Origin of the sequence: Amycolatopsis thermalba, assembly GCF_003385215.1 — a bacterium.
In the GTDB taxonomy this organism is placed as follows: domain Bacteria; phylum Actinomycetota; class Actinomycetes; order Mycobacteriales; family Pseudonocardiaceae; genus Amycolatopsis_E; species Amycolatopsis_E thermalba.
Genome location: NZ_PQHW01000036.1, coordinates 40,847 through 59,385, shown reverse-complemented (window position 1 = coordinate 59,385; position 18,539 = coordinate 40,847). Strand labels below are relative to the sequence as shown.

16 protein-coding genes are annotated in these 18,539 nt (G+C 72.2%); 13 read left to right on the top strand and 3 right to left on the bottom strand.

What is annotated here, in order from left to right; genetic code table 11:
* The first annotated feature begins 238 nt into the window (after window positions 1-238).
* From ssd to D0D15_RS16655, 8 genes are all read left to right on the top strand, one after another.
* Window positions 239-1,312 (top strand): septum site-determining protein Ssd, encoded by a 1,074-nt coding sequence (gene ssd, locus D0D15_RS16690; RefSeq protein ID WP_094005593.1) that lies wholly within the window; start codon window positions 239-241, stop codon window positions 1,310-1,312.
* Window positions 1,309-2,472, top strand: coding sequence for a TadA family conjugal transfer-associated ATPase (locus D0D15_RS16685; protein ID WP_094005594.1), 1,164 nt, complete (start codon window positions 1,309-1,311; stop codon window positions 2,470-2,472). The genes ssd and D0D15_RS16685 overlap by 4 nt, the downstream gene beginning before the upstream one ends.
* On the top strand, window positions 2,466-3,263 hold the full coding sequence (locus D0D15_RS16680; protein ID WP_233157274.1) for a type II secretion system F family protein: 798 nt from the start codon (window positions 2,466-2,468) through the stop codon (window positions 3,261-3,263). Before D0D15_RS16685 ends, D0D15_RS16680 begins: the two co-directional genes overlap by 7 nt.
* A 61-nt stretch (window positions 3,264-3,324) precedes the next feature.
* Window positions 3,325-3,906, top strand: a complete 582-nt coding sequence (locus tag D0D15_RS16675) for a type II secretion system F family protein (protein ID WP_094005595.1) — start codon at window positions 3,325-3,327, stop codon at window positions 3,904-3,906.
* Window positions 3,849-4,172, top strand: coding sequence for a DUF4244 domain-containing protein (locus tag D0D15_RS37820; RefSeq protein WP_420836360.1), 324 nt, complete (start codon window positions 3,849-3,851; stop codon window positions 4,170-4,172). The genes D0D15_RS16675 and D0D15_RS37820 overlap by 58 nt, the downstream gene beginning before the upstream one ends.
* Window positions 4,172-4,543, top strand: a complete 372-nt coding sequence (locus tag D0D15_RS16665) for a TadE family type IV pilus minor pilin (RefSeq protein WP_094005597.1) — start codon at window positions 4,172-4,174, stop codon at window positions 4,541-4,543. Before D0D15_RS37820 ends, D0D15_RS16665 begins: the two co-directional genes overlap by 1 nt.
* Before the next feature lie 109 nt (window positions 4,544-4,652).
* Window positions 4,653-5,015: an Rv3654c family TadE-like protein gene (locus tag D0D15_RS16660; RefSeq protein ID WP_233157276.1), complete on the top strand. Its 363-nt coding sequence runs from the start codon at window positions 4,653-4,655 to the stop codon at window positions 5,013-5,015.
* A gap of 578 nt (window positions 5,016-5,593) precedes the next feature.
* The gene (locus D0D15_RS16655; RefSeq protein WP_094005598.1) at window positions 5,594-6,220 is read left to right on the top strand and encodes a bifunctional DNA primase/polymerase; all 627 of its coding nucleotides are present in this window, start codon (window positions 5,594-5,596) and stop codon (window positions 6,218-6,220) included.
* Here D0D15_RS16655 and D0D15_RS16650 read toward each other — a convergent pair.
* A complete protein-coding gene (locus tag D0D15_RS16650) occupies window positions 6,202-8,985 on the bottom strand; it encodes a DEAD/DEAH box helicase (RefSeq protein WP_094005599.1) in 2,784 nt (927 codons plus the stop codon). The genes D0D15_RS16655 and D0D15_RS16650 overlap by 19 nt on opposite strands.
* Window positions 8,986-9,232: 247 nt before the next feature.
* Here D0D15_RS16650 and D0D15_RS16645 point away from each other — a divergent pair, with 247 nt between their 5' ends.
* Together D0D15_RS16645 and D0D15_RS16640 are read left to right on the top strand one after the other, a co-directional pair.
* A complete protein-coding gene (locus D0D15_RS16645; protein WP_094005600.1) occupies window positions 9,233-11,527 on the top strand; it encodes a sodium-translocating pyrophosphatase in 2,295 nt (764 codons plus the stop codon).
* Window positions 11,528-11,739: 212 nt separating this feature from the next.
* The gene (locus tag D0D15_RS16640; RefSeq protein ID WP_233157277.1) at window positions 11,740-12,258 is read left to right on the top strand and encodes a hypothetical protein; all 519 of its coding nucleotides are present in this window, start codon (window positions 11,740-11,742) and stop codon (window positions 12,256-12,258) included.
* A gap of 90 nt (window positions 12,259-12,348) precedes the next feature.
* Here D0D15_RS16640 and D0D15_RS16635 read toward each other — a convergent pair whose 3' ends face one another.
* A complete protein-coding gene (locus tag D0D15_RS16635; RefSeq protein ID WP_094005602.1) occupies window positions 12,349-13,110 on the bottom strand; it encodes a MerR family transcriptional regulator in 762 nt (253 codons plus the stop codon).
* A 126-nt stretch (window positions 13,111-13,236) separates the two neighbouring features.
* On the opposite strand from D0D15_RS16635, the gene D0D15_RS16630 reads away from it, so the two are divergent.
* On the top strand, window positions 13,237-13,824 hold the full coding sequence (locus D0D15_RS16630) for a hypothetical protein (protein ID WP_115944550.1): 588 nt from the start codon (window positions 13,237-13,239) through the stop codon (window positions 13,822-13,824).
* On the opposite strand, the gene D0D15_RS16625 is transcribed toward D0D15_RS16630, so the two are convergent.
* A complete protein-coding gene (locus D0D15_RS16625) occupies window positions 13,825-14,673 on the bottom strand; it encodes a trypsin-like serine peptidase (RefSeq protein ID WP_094005604.1) in 849 nt (282 codons plus the stop codon).
* Between the two features lie 230 nt (window positions 14,674-14,903).
* Here D0D15_RS16625 and topA point away from each other — a divergent pair, with 230 nt between their 5' ends.
* On the top strand, window positions 14,904-17,666 hold the full coding sequence (gene topA, locus D0D15_RS16620; protein ID WP_094005605.1) for a type I DNA topoisomerase: 2,763 nt from the start codon (window positions 14,904-14,906) through the stop codon (window positions 17,664-17,666).
* A gap of 54 nt (window positions 17,667-17,720) precedes the next feature.
* Entirely contained in the window at window positions 17,721-18,515 is a 795-nt protein-coding gene (locus D0D15_RS16615; RefSeq protein ID WP_094005606.1) for a hypothetical protein, read from the top strand.
* The last annotated feature ends 24 nt before the right edge of the window (window positions 18,516-18,539 follow it).

Here is an 18,539-nt window from a genome sequence, read left to right as displayed (position 1 = left end):
GGGCTGAACCCTCGGCGACCCCCGCCCCTCCCCCCTGGCGGGGGTCGCCCCTTTTCTTCGCGCGCGGGCGCGGATTCTGCCACAGCGCACCGACGATCCCGCTCGCCCGAGCCGTTCCGGGCGCGAGTTGTCCACATGACCCCAGTTGTCCACAGGCGGCGCCGGAGCTTCTTGTCGCTGCATGGCGCGAGCACGACCGTGGAGTCAGGTCAATCACCGATCACTCCTGGGGGCCGTCATGGACCACGCTCGACCGCTCGTCGTCGCCCACGACGAGGTCATGCTCGACGAAATCCTGCGCGTCGCCGCGGCCGTGGGCTGCGACACCGAGCGCGCACCCGACCTGCTCGCCGCCCGGCCGCGCTGGCCGGACGCGCCGCTGGTGCTGGTCGACGAGCACGCCGTCGACGGTGACGTCGAGCTGCCTCGGCGTCCGGGCGTCCTGCTCGTCACCAAGGGCGCCCCGGATTCCCGCACCTGGCAACGCGCTTTCCGCGCCGGTGTCGAGGATGTCGTGTCGCTGCCGGAGGACGAGACGACGCTGGCCGCGGCGCTCGCCGACGTCGTCGACGGGCCGGGGCTGCCGGGCGGGCGGATCATCGGCGTGCTCGGCGGTCGCGGTGGTGCCGGGGCGTCCGTCCTGGCGGCGGCCACCGCGCTGGCCGCGTGCCGCACCGATCCCGGTGGACTGCTGGTGGACTGCGATCCGCTGGCCGGCGGCATCGACGCGTTGCTCGGCGCCGAGAACACCGAGGGGCTCCGCTGGCCCGAGCTGCGGCCCGGAGCCGGGCGGCTGTCGATGCCCGCGCTCCTGAAGTCACTGCCCGAGTTCCGGTACCGCGGTGTGCGGTTGCCGTTCCTGTCCTGCCACCGCAACGGTGACGGGCCGACCGGGCAAGGCGTGGCGGCGGTGGTCGAGGCCGGGCGCCGGGCCGGGCGGACGGTGGTGTGCGATCTGCCGCGCCACCTGGACGGGCCGGGCTTGGCGGTCATCGCACGAGCCGACCTGGTGGTCGTGGTGATCCCGGCGGAGATGCGCGCCTGCCTGGCGGCCCGGCGGGTGGTGAAGCAGCTGGGTGATCCGGCCGACCGTGTGCGGCTGGTCGTGCGCGGACCGGCGCCGGGCGACCTCGAGCCGAGCGTCGCGGCCGGGGCTGTCGGGCTACCCCTGCTGACGTCCATGGCGGCCGAGCGCCAGCTGGACCGGGAGATCGAGCGGGGCAACTTCGCTCCGCGACCACGTGGTGCGCTGCTGGAGACCGCGCGGCTGATCCTGGCGCAGGCCCAGACGAAGCAGGTGCTGGCGGCATGAACACCGAGCTGGTCGAACGGGTGCGGCACCGGCTGGCCGGCGCCGGTGCCGGCACGGACCCGGTGACGGTGGCGGAGGCGGTCCGCGCCGAGGCCGGACGTCCGGTCGGGCACACGGAATTGCTCGACGCCCTGCGGCTGATCCGGCAGGAGCTGGCCGGTGCCGGTCCACTGGAACCGCTGCTCGCCCTGCCCGGCGTCACCGATGTGCTGGTCACCGGCCCGCACGAGGTGTGGGTGGACGGCTCGGACGGCTTGCGCCGCGTCGACGTCCACTTCTCCGGCGAGGAGCAAGTGCGCCGTCTCGCGCAGCGGCTGGCGCTGGCCGCCGGGCGAAGGCTCGACGACGCCCAGCCCTACGTCGACGGCTGGCTCCCGGGCCTCGGACCGCACGGCCGGGTGCGGCTGCACGCCGTGCTGCCACCGATCGCGGCGGACGGGACGTGTGTGTCGCTGCGGATCCTTCGTCCCGCTGTGCACGACCTGGCCGCGTTGCGCGAGCTGGGCACGTTCGGGGCCGAGGGTGCGGAACTGGTCGAGTCGGTGGTCGCCGCCCGGCTCGCCTTCCTCGTCACCGGTGGCACCGGCGCGGGCAAGAGCACCCTGCTCGCGGCGATGCTCGGGGCGGTGTCCCCGGCCGAACGGATCGTGTGCGTCGAGGACGCGGCCGAACTCCAGCCCGCGCACCCGCAGTTCGTGCGGTTGACCGCGCGGCCGCCGAACGTCGAGGGCGCCGGCGAGGTCAGCCTGCGGGACCTGGTGCGCCAGGCGCTGCGGATGCGGCCCGACCGGCTCGTGGTCGGCGAGGTGCGCGGCCAGGAGGTCTGCGAACTGCTCAGCGCGTTGAACACCGGTCACGACGGGAGTGCCGGAACGCTGCACGCCAACTCGACGGCGGAGGTGCCCGCCCGCCTGGAAGCGCTTGCCGCCCTCGGTGGCCTGTCCCGCTCGGCTCTGCACAGCCAGCTCGCCGCCGCGGTCCAGGTCGTGCTGCACATGCGCCGGTCCTCGTCGGGACAACGGGAGCTGGGCGAGGTCGGTGTGCTGAGCCGGAGCGACAACGGAGATGTCCGCGTGCTTCCGGTGTGGCAGGACGGCGGGTGGACCAAGCGGCGGGTGCTGTTCTCCGCGTTGCTGCCGCACGGAGGTGGGCCGTGCTGACGCACTCTCTGGCCTGCGCGGCGGCGGCCGCCTTGTGCTGGCCCCCGGTGCGGGGCGCGGTCGCCCGGCTGCGCGCGCTCGCACCGTCGGTGAGACGCCGCGGATTGCCGAAGCCGCGGAAAGCTTTCGCGCTCGGGCTGATGCCACTGCTGTTCGTCATGCCGCCGATGGTGTGGGCGACGGGTGCTCTGCTCGGCTGGGCCGGCTGGCGCCACTGGCACGCGCGCCGGCGATCGAAGTCCGGCCTGGCGATGCGGCGCGCGATGGCCGAGGCGCTGCACGCGATGGTGGTGGACCTCCGGGCCGGCGCCCCGCCCGCACTGGCCGCCGAGTCCGCCGCGTCCGACGCACCCCGTCCGGTCGCGGAGATCCTCGAAGCGGTGGCCGGTGCCGCGCGCTTCGGCGGGAACCTCGCGGAAACGCTGGCCACGATCCCGACGGTCGAGCCGTTGTCCGCGGCCCGGGCGCGACTGGTGCGGGCGTGGTCGCTGAGCCAACGGCACGGACTCCCACTGGCCGACCTGCTCGATGCGGCCCGCCAGGACATCACCGCGGAGCTGAGGTTCACCAGCCAGGCAGAGGCGGCGATGTCCGGCCCCCGCGCGAGCGCGATGGTCCTCGCCACCCTACCCGGTTTCGGCCTGCTGCTCGGCGAGGGAATGGGCGCTCACCCGGTCCACGTCCTGTTCGCCACCAGCAGCGGCAACGCACTCCTCCTGCTCGGCGCCGCGCTGATCGTCGCGGGCAGCGCCTGGAGCGCCCACCTCACAAAACGAGGAGCACCGCGATGAGCGCATCTACCACTGTGGGCGCAGCACTGCCGCCTCCGTTCACGAGCCGAGGAGCACGGCGATGAGCACGGCCGCCGTCGTGGTCGCATTGCTCGGCGCGGCCTTGCTGACCCTGCCGGGGAGGCCAGTCCCCGGTCTGCGGCTGGCCCACCTCTTCCCGTCGCCGCGCGCGCCTGCCCGGATCCGCACGCGCCGGCCGAGGAGTGATCCTCTCGACCTCGCCGCGACGTGGGACCTGCTCGCCGCGTGCCTGCGGTCCGGGCAACCCGTGCCTGCCGCGCTGCGCGCCGTGACCGACGACGTGACAGGTCCGGAAGCAGATGCCCTCCGTGCCACAGCCGGTCTGCTCGAACTCGGCGCCGACGCGACCGAGGCGTGGGCGCCCGCACTCGACTGCCCGGGCACCGCTGAGTTCGCTCGCGCGGCCAAACGGACCGCGCGCAGCGGAACCACCCTCGCCGACGCAGCCACCGGCCTCGCCCGGGGAATCCGTGCCTCCCTCGGCGACCGGGCCGAGGCGCGGGCGCAGCGTGCGGGCGTGCTGATCGCCGGCCCGCTGGGGCTCTGCTTTCTCCCGGCCTTCGTGTGCCTCGGGGTCGTCCCCGTGGTTCTCGGCCTGGCCGGACGCCTCAACGTGTTCTGACCGTCCACGACAGACAAAGGAGAATTCTCGTGTTGTTCCGCTCCAAGCCCACCGGCCGCCACGCCGCCCCGGCTCGCCCTCGGTGGTGGCGCCGCTGGTTCCGCCCGATCGTGACCGATGACGGCGGTATGAGCACCGCTGAGTACGCGATCGGCACGATCGCGGCCGCGGCTTTCGGTGCTCTGCTGTATTCCGTGGTCACCGGCGACTCGGTGGTCGCGGCGTTGACGGGATTGGTCGAGCAAGCGCTGACGGCGGAGTTCTGATGACCGCCCGTTCCCGAGCCGGTCCGGGGGACCGAGGCGCGGTGACCGTCGAGGCAGCGATCGCACTGTGCGCTCTGGCCGTGGTGGTCGGACTGGTGCTCGCAGGCTTCACGGCCCTCGCAAACCAGCTCCGCTGCACCGACGCCGCCCGGGAGGCCGCACGCCTCCTCGCCCGGGGCGAACCGCAGCTGGCCGCGCAGGCGGTCGAGCAGATCGCCCCACCCGGCGCATCGCTCTCGGTGAAGACGGAGGGCGACAGCATCACGGTGGAAGTCCGGGCCGCACCGGCGGGCGGGCCCTTCCCCGGCCTCCACCTGACAGCCAATGCGTTCGCCGTCCTCGAACCGGGAGCCGCCGATGCGCCTCCCTGACCTGATCCACCCGGCGAGCATGGTCACCCCTCGAACGAGAACGACCAGTCGGGGCGGAGGTGCTGCCCCGGACCGGCCTTCCGGATGGCCCTGCCCGAGGGAGGTACGGGTGCCGCCTGGGCAGGCACACGCGGCCCACGCACCCCGGCTACGGAACGACCGGGGCGCGGCGACCGTCTGGGCCGCCTGCGCCATCGCCGCGCTGGTGGTCGTCGCGGGGTTGCTGTGGGGGCTCGGTTCGGCTGCGATTGCCCGGCATCGGGCTGGTGGGGCGGCGGACCTCGCTGCCCTCGCGGCCGCCGGGCAGGTCGGGCACGGGACCGACCTCGCCTGTGGGCGGGCCCGCTGGGTCGCCGAGCGGATGGGGGCTCGGGTGGTGAGTTGCCGCTTCGAGGGGTGGGACGCCCTCGTCGAGGTGGCTGTCGACACCGGGCTCGGCTCGGCCGTGGGGCGGGCCCGTGCCGGTCCCTGAGGTCGGGCTCCTGCGGAACACGGCTGGCCGGGCCGGTGCTCGGCCCCTGGCGGGCAGGCGGCGCTGAAGCCGGGACGGCGGCTCATGGGCCGGCATTGACGGGCGGACCCGTGATCACCTCCGCCGGCTGGCCCAGCGGGGCCGCGTGGTGACTTCATGCCCGGTCCGGAAGGGCCGGTTCGTGCCGGACGTCGCAGGGGGCCTGGTGGGCGTCGCTGCGACGAACGGTCGGTTCCGCGCCGAACGGTAGGTGCACCGTCGGAGGTTGGGCGGTCGCCCTCGCGCGCCGAGCGGTCACGGGGCGTGGTCGGGGCGAGCGGTGACCCCGGGCCGGAAACCGTTGGTACGCAGGAGAAACGTGTGCTGGAGATCACGATTGACGATCAGTGCGGCCGGCCGCTCGTCGTCCGGCCGCACCGGCCGAGCGGCGTTCGGCCGGGCCGAGCAGGTGCTCGACGCTCGTCGCCTCGGAGCGGCCGGTTGTCGCGCGGCGGGTTCCGGCACTTTGCAACTTGCCGTTTATTGGACATCAGACAGCCACCCGGAGCGGTGGAACGAGCAAGGAGTTGTGGACGGAAATGTTGGACACGGATTGGTCGGACAGCTGGCGGGGCGCCTTCCGCATCGAGCTACGTGCGGAGGCCATCGGTCTCGCCTGGCACGGGTGGCCGGTGCTGCCCGGCACCTTTCCGGCGCAGGCGGACGCCGAGGGCTCCTGGACCGGCCCGGTGCCCGTCCACGAGGACTGGGCCGACCGGCTCGGCGCCCACCCCAACGAGGTGGCCGGCTGGTGGACCGGTCAGCCGTACAGCCTGCTCGTCGCGACCGGCACCGTGCTGGACGCCGTCGAGGTCCCGGATGAACTGGGCAAGCGCGCCGCCCGGCTGCTCCGTGCCACCGGCCACCCCGCGCCGATCGTCGCGACGCCCGACGGTCGCTGGCTGTTCCTGACCACGGTCGCCGACCGCATTCCGGAGGAGCTCGCCACCGACGGCGAGGTCCGCTGGCACGGCCAGGGCAGCTGGATTCCGCTCCCGCCCACGCCGTTCCAGCACGGTGTCGTGCACTGGCGGGTCAAGCCGGACGTGTGGGGCTGGCGGCTGCCGTCCGCCAAGGCCGTGCACTCCGTGCTCGCCCGCGCTCTCGACCAGCGGGGTTCCGACCGGACCGCCCTCGTCGGCGCCGGTCAGTTCGCCGCAGCCTGAGCCACCCCGTGGTCGTGCCGGGCACTGTGACGACTCACCGCCCCGAGCACGGTTTCCAGCACGGCCACCGCCCCCGCCTTGTCCAGTGGGTCGTTACCGTTCCCGCACTTCGGTGACTGCACACAGGACGGGCATCCCGCCGGGCACTCGCAGGAGATGATGGCCTCCCGCGTAGCGGCCAGCCAGGGGACAACAGCAGCGAAACCGCGATCGGCGAATCCCGCGCCTCCGGGATGGCCGTCGTGCACGAACACCGTCGCCTCCCCGGTGTCAGCGTGCAACGCGGTTGAGACGCCGCCGATGTCCCACCGGTCGCACGTAGCGAACAGCGGTAGCAGGCCGATCGCCGCGTGCTCGGCGGCGTGCAGGGCGCCGGGGATGCGCGCCGGATCCAGACCGGCGCCCCCCGGCGCCCCGCCGACCTCCCGCGCCCCGGTCGCTTCCGGAGCCCCGGCGGCCTCCGGCGGCCCGCCGACCCCCGACGATGCGGTGATCTCCTGCACTCCGGTGACTGCGCGGGCGCTGGCGACTTCTCTGGCCCCGGCGGCCTCCGGCGGCACGGCGGCTTGTCGTGCTCCGGCGACTGCGCGGGGGTTGGCGACTTCCTTTGCCCCGGGGGCCATGGGTGGCACGGCGACCTCCCGCGCTTCGGCGAGTGCGCGGGCGTCGGAAACTTCCCGCGCCGCGCTGGCGCTGGTGACCTCCCGCGCCTCGGCGATTTCGGAGGCGGCTTCTTGGGAGTTGGTGCCTTCCCGCGTCCCGTTGGCTTCTCGGGTGCTGGCGGCTTCCCCCGCTCCGCCGGTTTTCGGCGCTCCGCTCGGCTCCGCTGGTCGGCTGGCTTCCAGTAGCTCTGGGCTGATCGTGTACCAGACGGCCCGCGTCTCCAGCGTTTGTGCCGGTAGGTCCAGCGCCACCTGGTCCAGCACCTCCCCCGACGGGCGGCGTCGTAGGTAGCCCACCACCTGGGAAGTCACCGCGACCTCGCCCAGGCACACCGTCACGCCGCCGTAGTCCAGGCGCTCCTGGGTGTTCAGCACGGCGATGTCCGCGACCTCCCGGGCGGACGTCGTCCACTCCGGGTCCTCCGCGTGCACCAGCGCGATGCCCGCCTCCAGGTCCAGCTCGTCCACCACGTACGACGAACCCTGGTGCAGGTACACGGCCCCCGGGTGCACCGTCGTGCAGGCCGAGCCCGGGTCGACCGTTCCCAGCAGCCTCGACGTGTCCGCCTCGACCACCGCGATCTGCTCGCCGCCCGAACCGCGAATGTCCACCTCGTAGTGGGGGCGGTCCCGCGACGTCCAGTACCAGCCGCTGGGCCGGCGCCGCAGCAACCTGTCCGCCACCAGGCGGTCCAGCACCTCCCGCGCCGCCGCGCCGCCGAACGTCTCCAGCTCGCCAGTGGTCAACGGCAACTCCGCCGCCGCGCACGCCAGCTGCGGCGCCAGCACGTACGGGTTCGACGGGTCCAGCACCGCCGTCTCCACCGGCCGCTCCAGCACCGCCTCCGGGTGGTGCACCAGGTACGTGTCCAGCGGATCGTCCCGGGCCACGAACACCACCAGCGCGTCGTCACCCGACCGGCCGGCCCGGCCCGCCTGCTGCCAGAACGACGCCAGCGTGCCCGGATACCCCGCCAGCACCACCGCGTCCAGCCCCGCGATGTCCACACCCAGCTCGAGCGCGTTCGTCGTCGCCACGCCCTTGAGCTCGCCCGACAACAACGCCCGCTCCAGCGCCCGCCGCTCCTCCGGCAGGAACCCGGCCCGGTACGCCGCCACCTGACGAGGCAACTCACCGTCCACTTCGGACAACAACCGCCGGGCGCCCAGCGCCGTCAGCTCCGCACCCCGCCGCGACCGCACGAACGCCAGCGTCCGCGCGCCCTCGATGACCAGCTCCGCCAGGATCCGGCTCGCCTCCGCCCCGGCCGACCGGCGCACCGGCGCCCCGTTCTCACCCCGGTGGTCCTCCATCAGCGGCGGCTCCCACAGCGCCACTGTCCGCGCCCCGCGCGGCGACGCGTCCTCGACCACCGGCACGCAGTCCGCGCCCACCAGACGGCATGCGAACTCGCCCGGCTCCGCCGTCGTCGCCGACGCGAGGATGAACACCGGCGACGACCCGTAGTGCCGCGCCACCCGCTGCAGCCGCCGCAGCAACAACGCGACGTGCGACCCGAACACGCCCCGGTAGCTGTGGCACTCGTCGATCACGACGTAGGACAGCTTCCGGAACAGCCGTGCCCACCGCGAGTGCGCGGCCAGGATTCCGCGGTGCAGCATGTCCGGATTCGTGAACACCCACCGCGCGTGCGCCCGCACCCAGTCGCGCTCGGCCATCGGCGTGTCCCCGTCGTAGGACGCCGCCCGCACCCCCGGGATGTCCAAAGCGGACACCGACCGCAGCTGGTCGGCGCCCAGCGCCTTCGTCGGCGACAGGTACAGCGCGCACGCCTTGTCGTCGGCCGCCAGCGTCGACAGCACTGGCAGCTGGTAGCACAGCGACTTGCCCGACGCCGTGCCCGTGGACACCACGACGTGCCGCCCCGCGAAGGCCAGCGACGCCGCCTCCGTCTGGTGCGCCCACGGCCGCTCCACCCCGCCCGACCGCAGCGCATCCACCACGCGCGGATCCGCCCACGACGGCCAGTCGGTGTGCCGCGCCTCCCGGGCCGGCAGATCGGCCACGTGGGTCACCGGGTTCTCCCGGATCCCGGCGGTGACCCGGTGCAGCAACCGCCGCGCGCGCTCGGTTTCCGCCATGACATCCACGGTAGCCAGCTTCGCACAGGTGTACGACAGGACCGGTCGCGTGTGAAAAGATCATGAACCGTGAGAAGGCTCACATGTACCCAGCGTGATCGTTACGGGACGCCCTGACCGCGCCGGATCCATTACCAATACACTCCCCGCAACCGGCACCACTTGTGGTGTAGATCCCATGCCAGCGTCGGCACGGCTTCCCCTAGGCGGGCTGTCACTGGCGACAGGAACGTTTCCAGGAGGACGGATGTCCCGGCAGACCCTCGCGGAGGGCCTCGAGTTTTCCGGAGGTGACTACGGCATCGCGGCCGTGGTCGCCGTCATCGCCCTGGCCGCTCTGGTCATCGGCTGGCTCCTGCTCAAGGAGGTGCTGGCCGCCGGCCAGGGCACCACGAAGATGCAGGACATCGCCAAGGCCGTGCAGGAAGGGGCGGCCGCGTATCTGAAGCGGCAACGCAACACCCTCTCGATCTTCGGGGTCGTGGTGTTCCTGCTGCTGCTCGCGCTCCCGGCGGAGGACTGGAACGAGCGCATCGGCCGCTCGTTGTTCTTCCTCGTCGGCGCGGTGTTCTCGTTCCTCATCGGCTACACCGGCATGTGGCTGGCGACGCGGGCCAACCTGCGGGTCGCCGCTGCCTCCCGTGAGCCGGGCGGCCGGGAGAAGGCGATGCGCGTCGCGTTCCGCACCGGCGGCGCGGTCGGCATGTTCACCGTCGGCCTCGGCCTGTTCGGCGCCGCGGTCGTCGTGCTCGTCTACACCGGCCAGGCGCCGAAGGTGCTCGAGGGCTTCGGCTTCGGCGCCGCGCTGATCGCGATGTTCATGCGTGTCGGTGGCGGCATCTTCACCAAGGCCGCCGACGTGGGCGCGGACCTGGTCGGCAAGGTCGAGCAGAACATCCCGGAGGACGACCCGCGCAACGCGGCCACCATCGCCGACAACGTCGGTGACAACGTGGGTGACTGCGCCGGCATGGCCGCCGACCTGTTCGAGTCCTACGCGGTGACCCTGGTCGCCGCGCTGATCCTGGGCAGCACCGCCTTCGGTGTGGACGGTCTGCTGTTCCCGCTGATCGTGCCCGCCATCGGTGTCATCACCGCGGTCATCGGCGTCTACATCACGCGGGCCCGCTCCGGTGAGAACGGCCTGGTCACGATCAACCGCTCGTTCTACATCTCGGCCGGCATCTCGGCCGTGCTGTGCGCGGTCGCCGCGTTCGTCTACCTGCCCGGCTCGTTCGCCGAGTTCGGCCCGGAGCAGGCCGGCATCGACGGCAACCCGGCGCTGATCGCGTTCGTCGCGGTGGTCATCGGCATCGTGCTGGCCGGCGTCATCCTCAAGCTCACCGGCTACTACACCGGCACCGAGCACGGCCCGGTGAAGAACGTCGGGGAGACCTCGCGCACCGGTGCGGCGACGGTGATCCTGTCCGGCATCTCGGTCGGTTTCGAGTCGGCCGTCTACACCGCGCTGGTGATCGGCGCGGCGGTGTTCGGCGCCTACCTGCTGGGCGGCACGATCGCGTTGTTCGCGGTCGCGCTGGCCGGCACCGGCCTGCTGACCACGGTCGGTGTCATCGTCGCGATGGACACCTTCGGCCCGGTCTCGGACAACGCGCAGGGCATCGCGGAGATGTCCGGCGAGGTCGACGAGGACGCCGCGCAGATCCTGACCGAGCTGGACGCGGTCGGCAACACCACCAAGGCGATCACCAAGGGCATCGCGATCGCGACCGCCGTGCTGGCCGCGACCGCGCTGTTCGGGTCCTACCAGGACTCGATCTCCAAGGCGCTGGCCGACATCGGCGAGTCCGCTGCCGGCGTGAAGTCGTTCGTGGACACGATCGTCAGCCCGAACACGCTGGTCGGCGTGATCATCGGCGCCGCGGTGGTCTTCCTGTTCTCCGGTCTCGCGGTCAACGCCGTGTCCCGCGCCGCGGGCGCGGTGGTGTACGAGGTGCGCCGCCAGTTCCGCGACATCCCGGGGATCATGGAGGGCACCACGCGGCCCGAGTACGGCAAGGTCGTCGACATCGTCACCCGCGACTCGCTGCGTGAGCTGGCCACCCCGGGTCTGCTCGCGGTGTTCGCCCCGATCGCCGTCGGCTTCGGCCTCGGCACCGGCGCACTGGCCGGCTACCTGGCCGGTGCGATCGCGACCGGCACCCTGATGGCGATCTTCCTGGCCAACTCCGGTGGCGCCTGGGACAACGCGAAGAAGCTGGTCGAGGACGGCCACCACGGTGGCAAGGGCTCCGAGGCGCACGCCGCGACGGTCATCGGCGACACCGTCGGCGACCCGTTCAAGGACACCGCGGGCCCGGCGATCAACCCGCTGATCAAGGTGATGAACCTGGTCTCGGTGCTGATCGCGCCCGCCGTCGTGCAGTTCTCGATCGGGCCGGACGCCTCCGCCGGCGTGCGGATCGCGATCTCGCTGGTCGCGGTGGCGATCATCGTCGCCGCCATCGTGGTGTCGAAGCGCCGCGCGAGCGTCATGACCGAGACGCCGAGCGAGGACGCCACCCCGGCGAAGACCGCCTGATTTCCCGCGGAAGGCCGGGCCTGTCGCGCACGCAGCGTGACGGGCCCGGCCTTTTCCATGCCCGGCGGTTGCGATCCGCAATCGTCTCGGTACGGTCGGGAAAGAGCTTCGCGTCGGCAGCTGGAGGTGTGTGGGTGCGGCCCGGGAAGTCCGTGTTCCTGGTGGTACTGACCGGGCTCTGCGTGGGCCTTTCCGGATGCGGCCAGCAACCCGTGAGAAACGTTGAGCCCGGTGGGCCCGGCCTGTCGCGGGAGGAGGTCCAGCTGCAGGACGCCGCCGCGCGGTGGGCCGACGACTACTGCGTCGCGGTCGGCTCGCTGGTCCAGGGGCTGGCGACCATGCCGAGCGTGGACCCGAGCAGCCCGCAGCGCGCCGTGCGCACGTCGAGCGAGCTGCTCGGATCGGTGATCAACGGCCTGGACCGGGCACTGGACGGGCTCAACGAGCTGCCGCCGTCCCCGGTGCCCGGAGGTGACCAGGTGCGTGCCCAGGCCGTGACCGACTTCCAGGGCGTGCGGGACCGCGCCTCCGCCGCCCGGCAGCGGCTCGATTCGACCGAGCCGGGCGCCATCGACGAGGCCACGCTCGGGCAGGCGCACGGCCCGCTGGACGAGGTGGCCCGCCTCGACCTGCTGAACCGCTTCGAGGCCGTGCCCGAGCTGGCCACCGCGGTCGCGCACGCCCCGGTGTGCCGTCAGCTCACCGTGCAGGTGACCGCGACGCCCCGCTAGACGAGCAGTGCGCAACTCCGTTGGTGGTCCGGGCCAGGGCGCGGGGCGCGCTCGGCGGGGTGGCAGCCGGACTGGCTCCGCCTCGACCCGCTAGCTCATGCGAGCGCGGGCGTAGGCGGCCATGGCGTCGCTCAGGTACTCGGCGAATCCGGGCTGGATGGCCTCGTACTGGCTGCGGAAACGCTCGTCGTCGCGGTACAGGCGGCCCAGGCCGGTGTAGGACTCGGCGTCCGGCGTCCAGAAGTTCTCCAGCCAGGCGCGGTGCGCCGCGACCGCGTCGAGCACGCGCTCGTCGTCGACCGGCACGCCCTCGCGGGCCAGTTCGGCCAGGCGCTCGGCGGCCTCGCCGCCCTGCCGCTTGACCTCGGCCCACTTCTCGTCCGACCAGCGCTTGCTCCGCTCGTGCGACGCCAGGGCGTTCGCACCCCACCGTTCGGCCGCTTCCTGTGCCAGCCACTTCGCCTTCTCCGAGTGCGGTGAAAACCCCTCGAACAGTTCCTTGGCGGACATGTGTTCCCCTCCTTCCAGTTCTTCGATGGTCCGGGCGACGGTGTCGGCGAGCCGGTCCAGCCGATCGCGCTCCGCCAGCAGCCAACTCCGGTGCAGCCGCAGCGCCTCCGCCCGGGACACGGACCCGTCGAGGATCCGCGCGATCGTGTCCAGGCCGAGGCCCAGCTCCCGCAGCAGCAGGATCTGCTGCAACCGGATGAGCTGTTCCCGCTGGTAGTAGCGCCTCCCACTGGTGTCGGCGAAGGCCGGTGGCAGCAGGCCGATGTCGTCGTAGTGCCGCAGGGTCCGGGAGGTCACCCCGGAGGCCTTCGACACCTGGACGATCGACAGCGGTTCCTCCATCTCGTCTCCGTTCTCGCCCGTGAAAACCACGGTAGAGGTTGACGCCGCGTCAACTTCAAGAACTTTTTCTCCGCGACGACTCGCGGGAAATCGAACGGGTGTTCTACCCTGTCCGCTGTGGATCAGATGTCGCTCTTCTCGGCGGAGGCGAGCGGCCCGGACATCGCCGACCTGACCGGCGTCCTGTGCGGGCAGGGCCAGATCACCGGCTTCGCGCGCACGGCCGCCCGCCTCACCGTCGAGGTGGACGAGGTGTGGCGGGCGCGGGTGCTGGCCGCCGAGTTCGGCAGGCGCGGGGTGTCGCCCGCGGTGGGCCGCACCGAGGACGGCAGGCCGATGATCCGCACCGCGTTCCGGTCCGACCTGATCGGGCTGGCCAGGGCGTGGCTGGACGACGACGGGAAGTCGCTGCCGGGACGGTTCCGGCTGACCGGTGCGGCCTTGCGGCTGTGGGCGCTCGCGGCCGGACGGCCCGGCGTGCAGGGGTACCTGCTGGCCGTCGACGAACGGGCGCCGGACACGCACGAACCGCTCGCCGAGGCGTTCCGGCAGGTCGGCCTGCCGGCGCAGCTGATCGGGCCGAAGGGCGGTGGGCCGGCGGTCCGGGTCACCGGCCGCCGCAGGCTCGCGACGCTGGCCGAGCTGATCGGCATGCCCCCGCCGGGCGCCGAGCCGGTGTGGCCGCGGCACGCACCGGCCCGGCAGGCGGTCTGATCAGGCGGGGATGGGCACCGGAACGGGCAGCGCGGCCGGCTTGGGCAGCATGCAGCCGTCCCGCGTCAGGTTGAGCTGGTTGTTCTTCGCGAAGCAGGCCGGGATCCGGTAGGTCTGCTGGCCGTAGGTGAGGCCGCGCCGCGCGAACACCACGCCGTTCTCGTCGACCTCGCACGGGTTGTTGAACGTGCAGACCCCGCCGTCGTCGTTGCCCGTGTTGTTGACGCCGACGATCTGCCGGCTGCCCTGGTCGACGATCGGCGAGCCGGAGGTGCCGTGGATGGTGTCGCAGCCGGGGGCGTACCGGATCGAGTCCTTCCAGGTCCACTCCGCCTCGCGCACCGAGTACACCACCCGCTCGATCGAGCAGTTCCACGTGCGGGTGAAGAAACCGGAGACGACGCTGACCGGCGTGCCCACGTCGGCCGGCGAGGCCGCGAGCGTCAACGGGTGGCCGCCGAGCTCGCGGGCGATCTCCCGGTAGGACGAGTCGAGGGCGTACAGCGCGACGTCGGTGTCGGTCATCGTGGCGTAGACGAGCTTCGTGGCGCGGATCCGGCCCAGCTCGCGGCCGTCGGCGCCGAGCAGCACCATCTTGCGGTTGACCGGCTGGTTGACCAGGACCTCGCCCGCCTCCGGCATGCCCGACTCCAGGCAGTGGCCGTTGGTGAGGACGAGCGCCCGGTCGAACTCACCGGACTGGGGCAGCCGGACGAGTGACCCGGAGCAGTTGCTGAGCTTGACGATCCCGCTGTAGTCGTCGGCGGGAGCGGCGGACGCGGCGCTGACCCCGGCCAGTGCGGGAGCGGTCAGCAGGACGGCCAGAACGGTGAGCAGGCGGCGGAACATAGGCGGAGCGTAGCGGAACGGCTACTCAGAAGCCCCGCGCAGCGTGTGTCCGGCATCACGTGCTAGGTGTGGAAAGGGGGAGATGACGCACGCCGACGCCCATCCCGGCCGGGAAGCGCGACGGCGTGTTACGTCACCTCGGGGGACATTACCGGCAGGCAACGTGCACACTTGCTGGTTGAACAGGCGCCGCTGCTTTGGCGGCGGGACGGAGCAGGAGAGCGGACAGCGTGGCTGGATCGACGAAGACGAAGAAGAACGACGCCGGGGCGAACGGCGCCGGTCGTCGACGGTTGGTGATCGTCGAGTCGCCCGCCAAGGCCCGCAAGATCGCGTCCTACCTCGGTCCGGGCTACGTCGTGGAGTCCTCGGTCGGGCACATCCGGGACCTGCCGTCGAAGGCCGACGACGTCCCGGCCAAGTACAAGGGCGAACCGTGGGCGAAGCTCGGCGTGGACGTCGACCACGACTTCGAGCCGCTCTACGTCGTCTCCGCGGACAAGAAGTCCAAGGTCACCGAGCTGAAGAGCCTGCTCAAGGACGTCGACGAGCTGTTCCTCGCCACCGACCCCGACCGCGAGGGCGAGGCCATCGCCTGGCACCTGCTGGAGACCCTCAAGCCGAAGGTGCCGGTGCGCCGGATGGTCTTCCACGAGGTGACCGAGCAGGCCGTCCGCGCGGCCGCCGAGGACACCCGCGAGCTGGACGGCGACCTCGTCGACGCGCAGGAGACCCGCCGCATCCTGGACCGGCTCTACGGCTACGAGGTATCGCCGGTGCTGTGGAAGAAGGTCATGCCGCGGCTGTCGGCGGGCCGGGTGCAGTCGGTGGCGACGCGGCTGGTCGTCGAGCGCGAGCGGGAGCGCATCAAGTTCACCTCGGCCTCGTACTGGGACATCTCCGCCACGATGGACGCCGGCGAGGACGCGACCCCGCGCCAGTTCCCGGCGCGGCTGGTGTCGGTCGACGGCGCGCGCCTGGCCACCGGCAAGGACTTCGACGCCTCCGGGCAGCTCAAGGCGAACTCCCAGGACGTCCGTGTGCTCGAGGAAGCGGCGGCGCGGGCGCTGGCCCAGGGTCTGCAGCAGCGCGACTTCAAGGTCACCAGCGTCGAGGAGAAGCCGTACACGCGGCGGCCGTACGCGCCGTTCATGACCTCCACGCTGCAGCAGGAGGCCGGCCGCAAGCTGCGCTTCAACGCCGAGACGACGATGCAGATCGCGCAGCGGCTGTACCAGAACGGGTACATCACCTACATGCGTACCGACTCCACGACGCTGTCGGAGTCGGCGCTCGCGGCGGCCCGCAGCCAGGCGACCGAGCTGTACGGCAAGGACTACGTCTCGCCGACGCCGCGGCAGTACACCCGCAAGGTCAAGAACGCGCAGGAGGCCCACGAGGCGATCCGGCCCGCCGGTGAGGTGTTCCGGACGCCGGGCCAGGTCGCGGGCGAGCTGCAGGCCGACGAGTTCCGGCTGTACGAGCTGATCTGGCAGCGCACGATCGCCTCGCAGATGGCCGACGCCAAGGGCACCACCATGTCGGTGCGCATCACCGGCACCGCGAGCACCGGCGAGGAGTGCGTGTTCGCCTCGTCCGGCCGCACCATCACCTTCGCCGGCTTCCTCAAGGCCTACGTCGAGGCGGTGGACGCCGACTCCGGCGCCGAGGCCGACGACAAGCAGAGCCGCCTGCCGCAGCTGGTCAAGGACCAGGCGCTGACCGCGACCGAGCTGTCCCCGGACGGCCACGCGACCACGCCGCCGGCCCGCTACAACGAGCCCAGCCTGGTCAGCAAGCTGGAGGAACTGGGCATCGGCCGCCCGTCGACGTACGCGTCGATCATCAAGACCATCCAGGACCGCGGCTACGTCTGGAAGAAGGGCTCCGCGCTGGTCCCGTCGTGGGTCGCCTTCGCCGTGGTGGGGCTGCTGGAACGGCACTTCGAGCGGCTGGTCGACTACGACTTCACCGCGGCCATGGAGGACGAGCTCGACCGCATCGCGGCCGGGAACGAGCAGCGCACCCGCTGGCTGTCGCGGTTCTACTTCGGCGGCGAGCAGGGCGTGGACGGCTCGGTGGGCCGCCTGGGCGGGCTGAAGAAGCTGGTCAGCGGCGGCGTCGAGGACATCGACCCGCGCGAGATCAACTCCATCCCGATGTTCGAGGACAACGACGGCCGCACGGTGCACGTGCGGGTCGGCCGCTACGGCCCGTACCTGGAGCGCGAGGTGGACGGCAAGCCGCAGCGCGCGAACCTGCCCGAGGACCTGCCGCCGGACGAGCTGACCGTGGAGATCGCGGAGCGGCTGTTCGCGACACCGCAGGAGGGCCGTGAGCTGGGCGTCGACCCGGTCACGAACCACCGGATCGTGGCCAAGGAGGGCCGGTTCGGACCGTACGTCACCGAGGTGCTCGAGGAGCCCGAGGAAGCCGAGGGCGCCAAGAAGAGCAAGGCGAAGAAGCCGAAGCCGCGCACCGGTTCGCTGTTCCAGTCGATGTCGATCGAGACGGTGACGCTGGAGGACGCGCTCAAGCTGCTGTCGCTGCCGCGCGTGGTGGGCAAGGACCCGGAGTCGGGTGAGGAGATCACCGCGCAGAACGGGCGCTACGGGCCGTACCTGAAGAAGGGCACCGACTCGCGGTCGCTGTCCAGCGAGGACCAGATCTTCTCGATCACGCTGGACGAGGCGCTGAAGATCTACGCCGAGCCGAAGCAGCGCGGCCGACGCGGGGCCGCGAAGCCGCCGCTGAAGGAGCTGGGCGAGGACCCGGTGTCCAAGAAGCCGATGGTGGTCAAGGACGGCCGGTTCGGGCCGTACGTGACCGACGGGGAGTACAACGCGACCCTGCGCAAGGGCGACAGCATCGAGGGGCTGACCCCGGAGCGGGCGTCCGAGCTGCTCGCCGAGAAGCGGGCGAAGGGTCCGGCACCGAAGAAGAAGGCGCCGGCGCGCAAGGCCCCGGCGAAGAAGGCGGCCGCCAAGAAGTAGGCCTCGAACAGCAGTTCGAGCAAAACTGTCGTACCCCGGGGGCACACTGCCCCCGTGACGACGATCGACGAACTGCTGACCGAGGCCGCCCGGCCGGTGCTGGACACCGTGCCGGAGCGGGCCAGCACCTGGGACCTGTACGCGCCGTTCGCGACGGACGACGACGTCGAGCGGATCCGGTACCCGCTCAGTCGCTCGGCCGATCCGGCCGACCTGGTGGCCGAGGTCGAGGAGCACAACGCGTGGATGGCGCAGCTGCGGGACTCGCCGTTCGTCGAGGGCGGCGACCTGACCGACGACGCGATGCGGGCGTTCGCGCTGATGCTGCGCGGCCCGATCCGGATGGTGCTCACCGGCGTGCACAGCGGGCTGGACGGGCCGCTGGACGTGCGGGTCTACGCCGACACGGCGGCCGGGGTGCTGTGGAGCTGGCGTCCGGACACCACGCAGGTCGGCGGGTGGGGCTTCCGCGAGCTGCGCACCCTGTTCGACCAGGTGGTCGGGTTCGTGCCCGAGCAGCGCCGGGGCCGGTTCGAGTCGGTGATGCTGCAGGCCGGTCCCGCCGGTGAGCTGACCGGCCGGGACGCCGCGCAGGCGGAGCGCGTGCGGCAGTTCCTGCGGCGGCCGCGCACCGGCACCACCCTGGTCGACCTGATGGCGTTCGACCGCCGCTGCGCGCAGTTCCCGCGGCTGGGTTACGTCGTGGTGGACAACGATCTGGGCAGGCACGTGCTGGCCACGGTCACCGAGCCGGGGGAGGGCACGCAGCTGTTCCTGGTTCCGTCCGACCGCGACCGGCTGGCGCAGTGGATGACCGACGCGGTCGAGGCGGCGATGACCTGTGCCTGATCCGGTTGCGCAGAGTGATCGAGG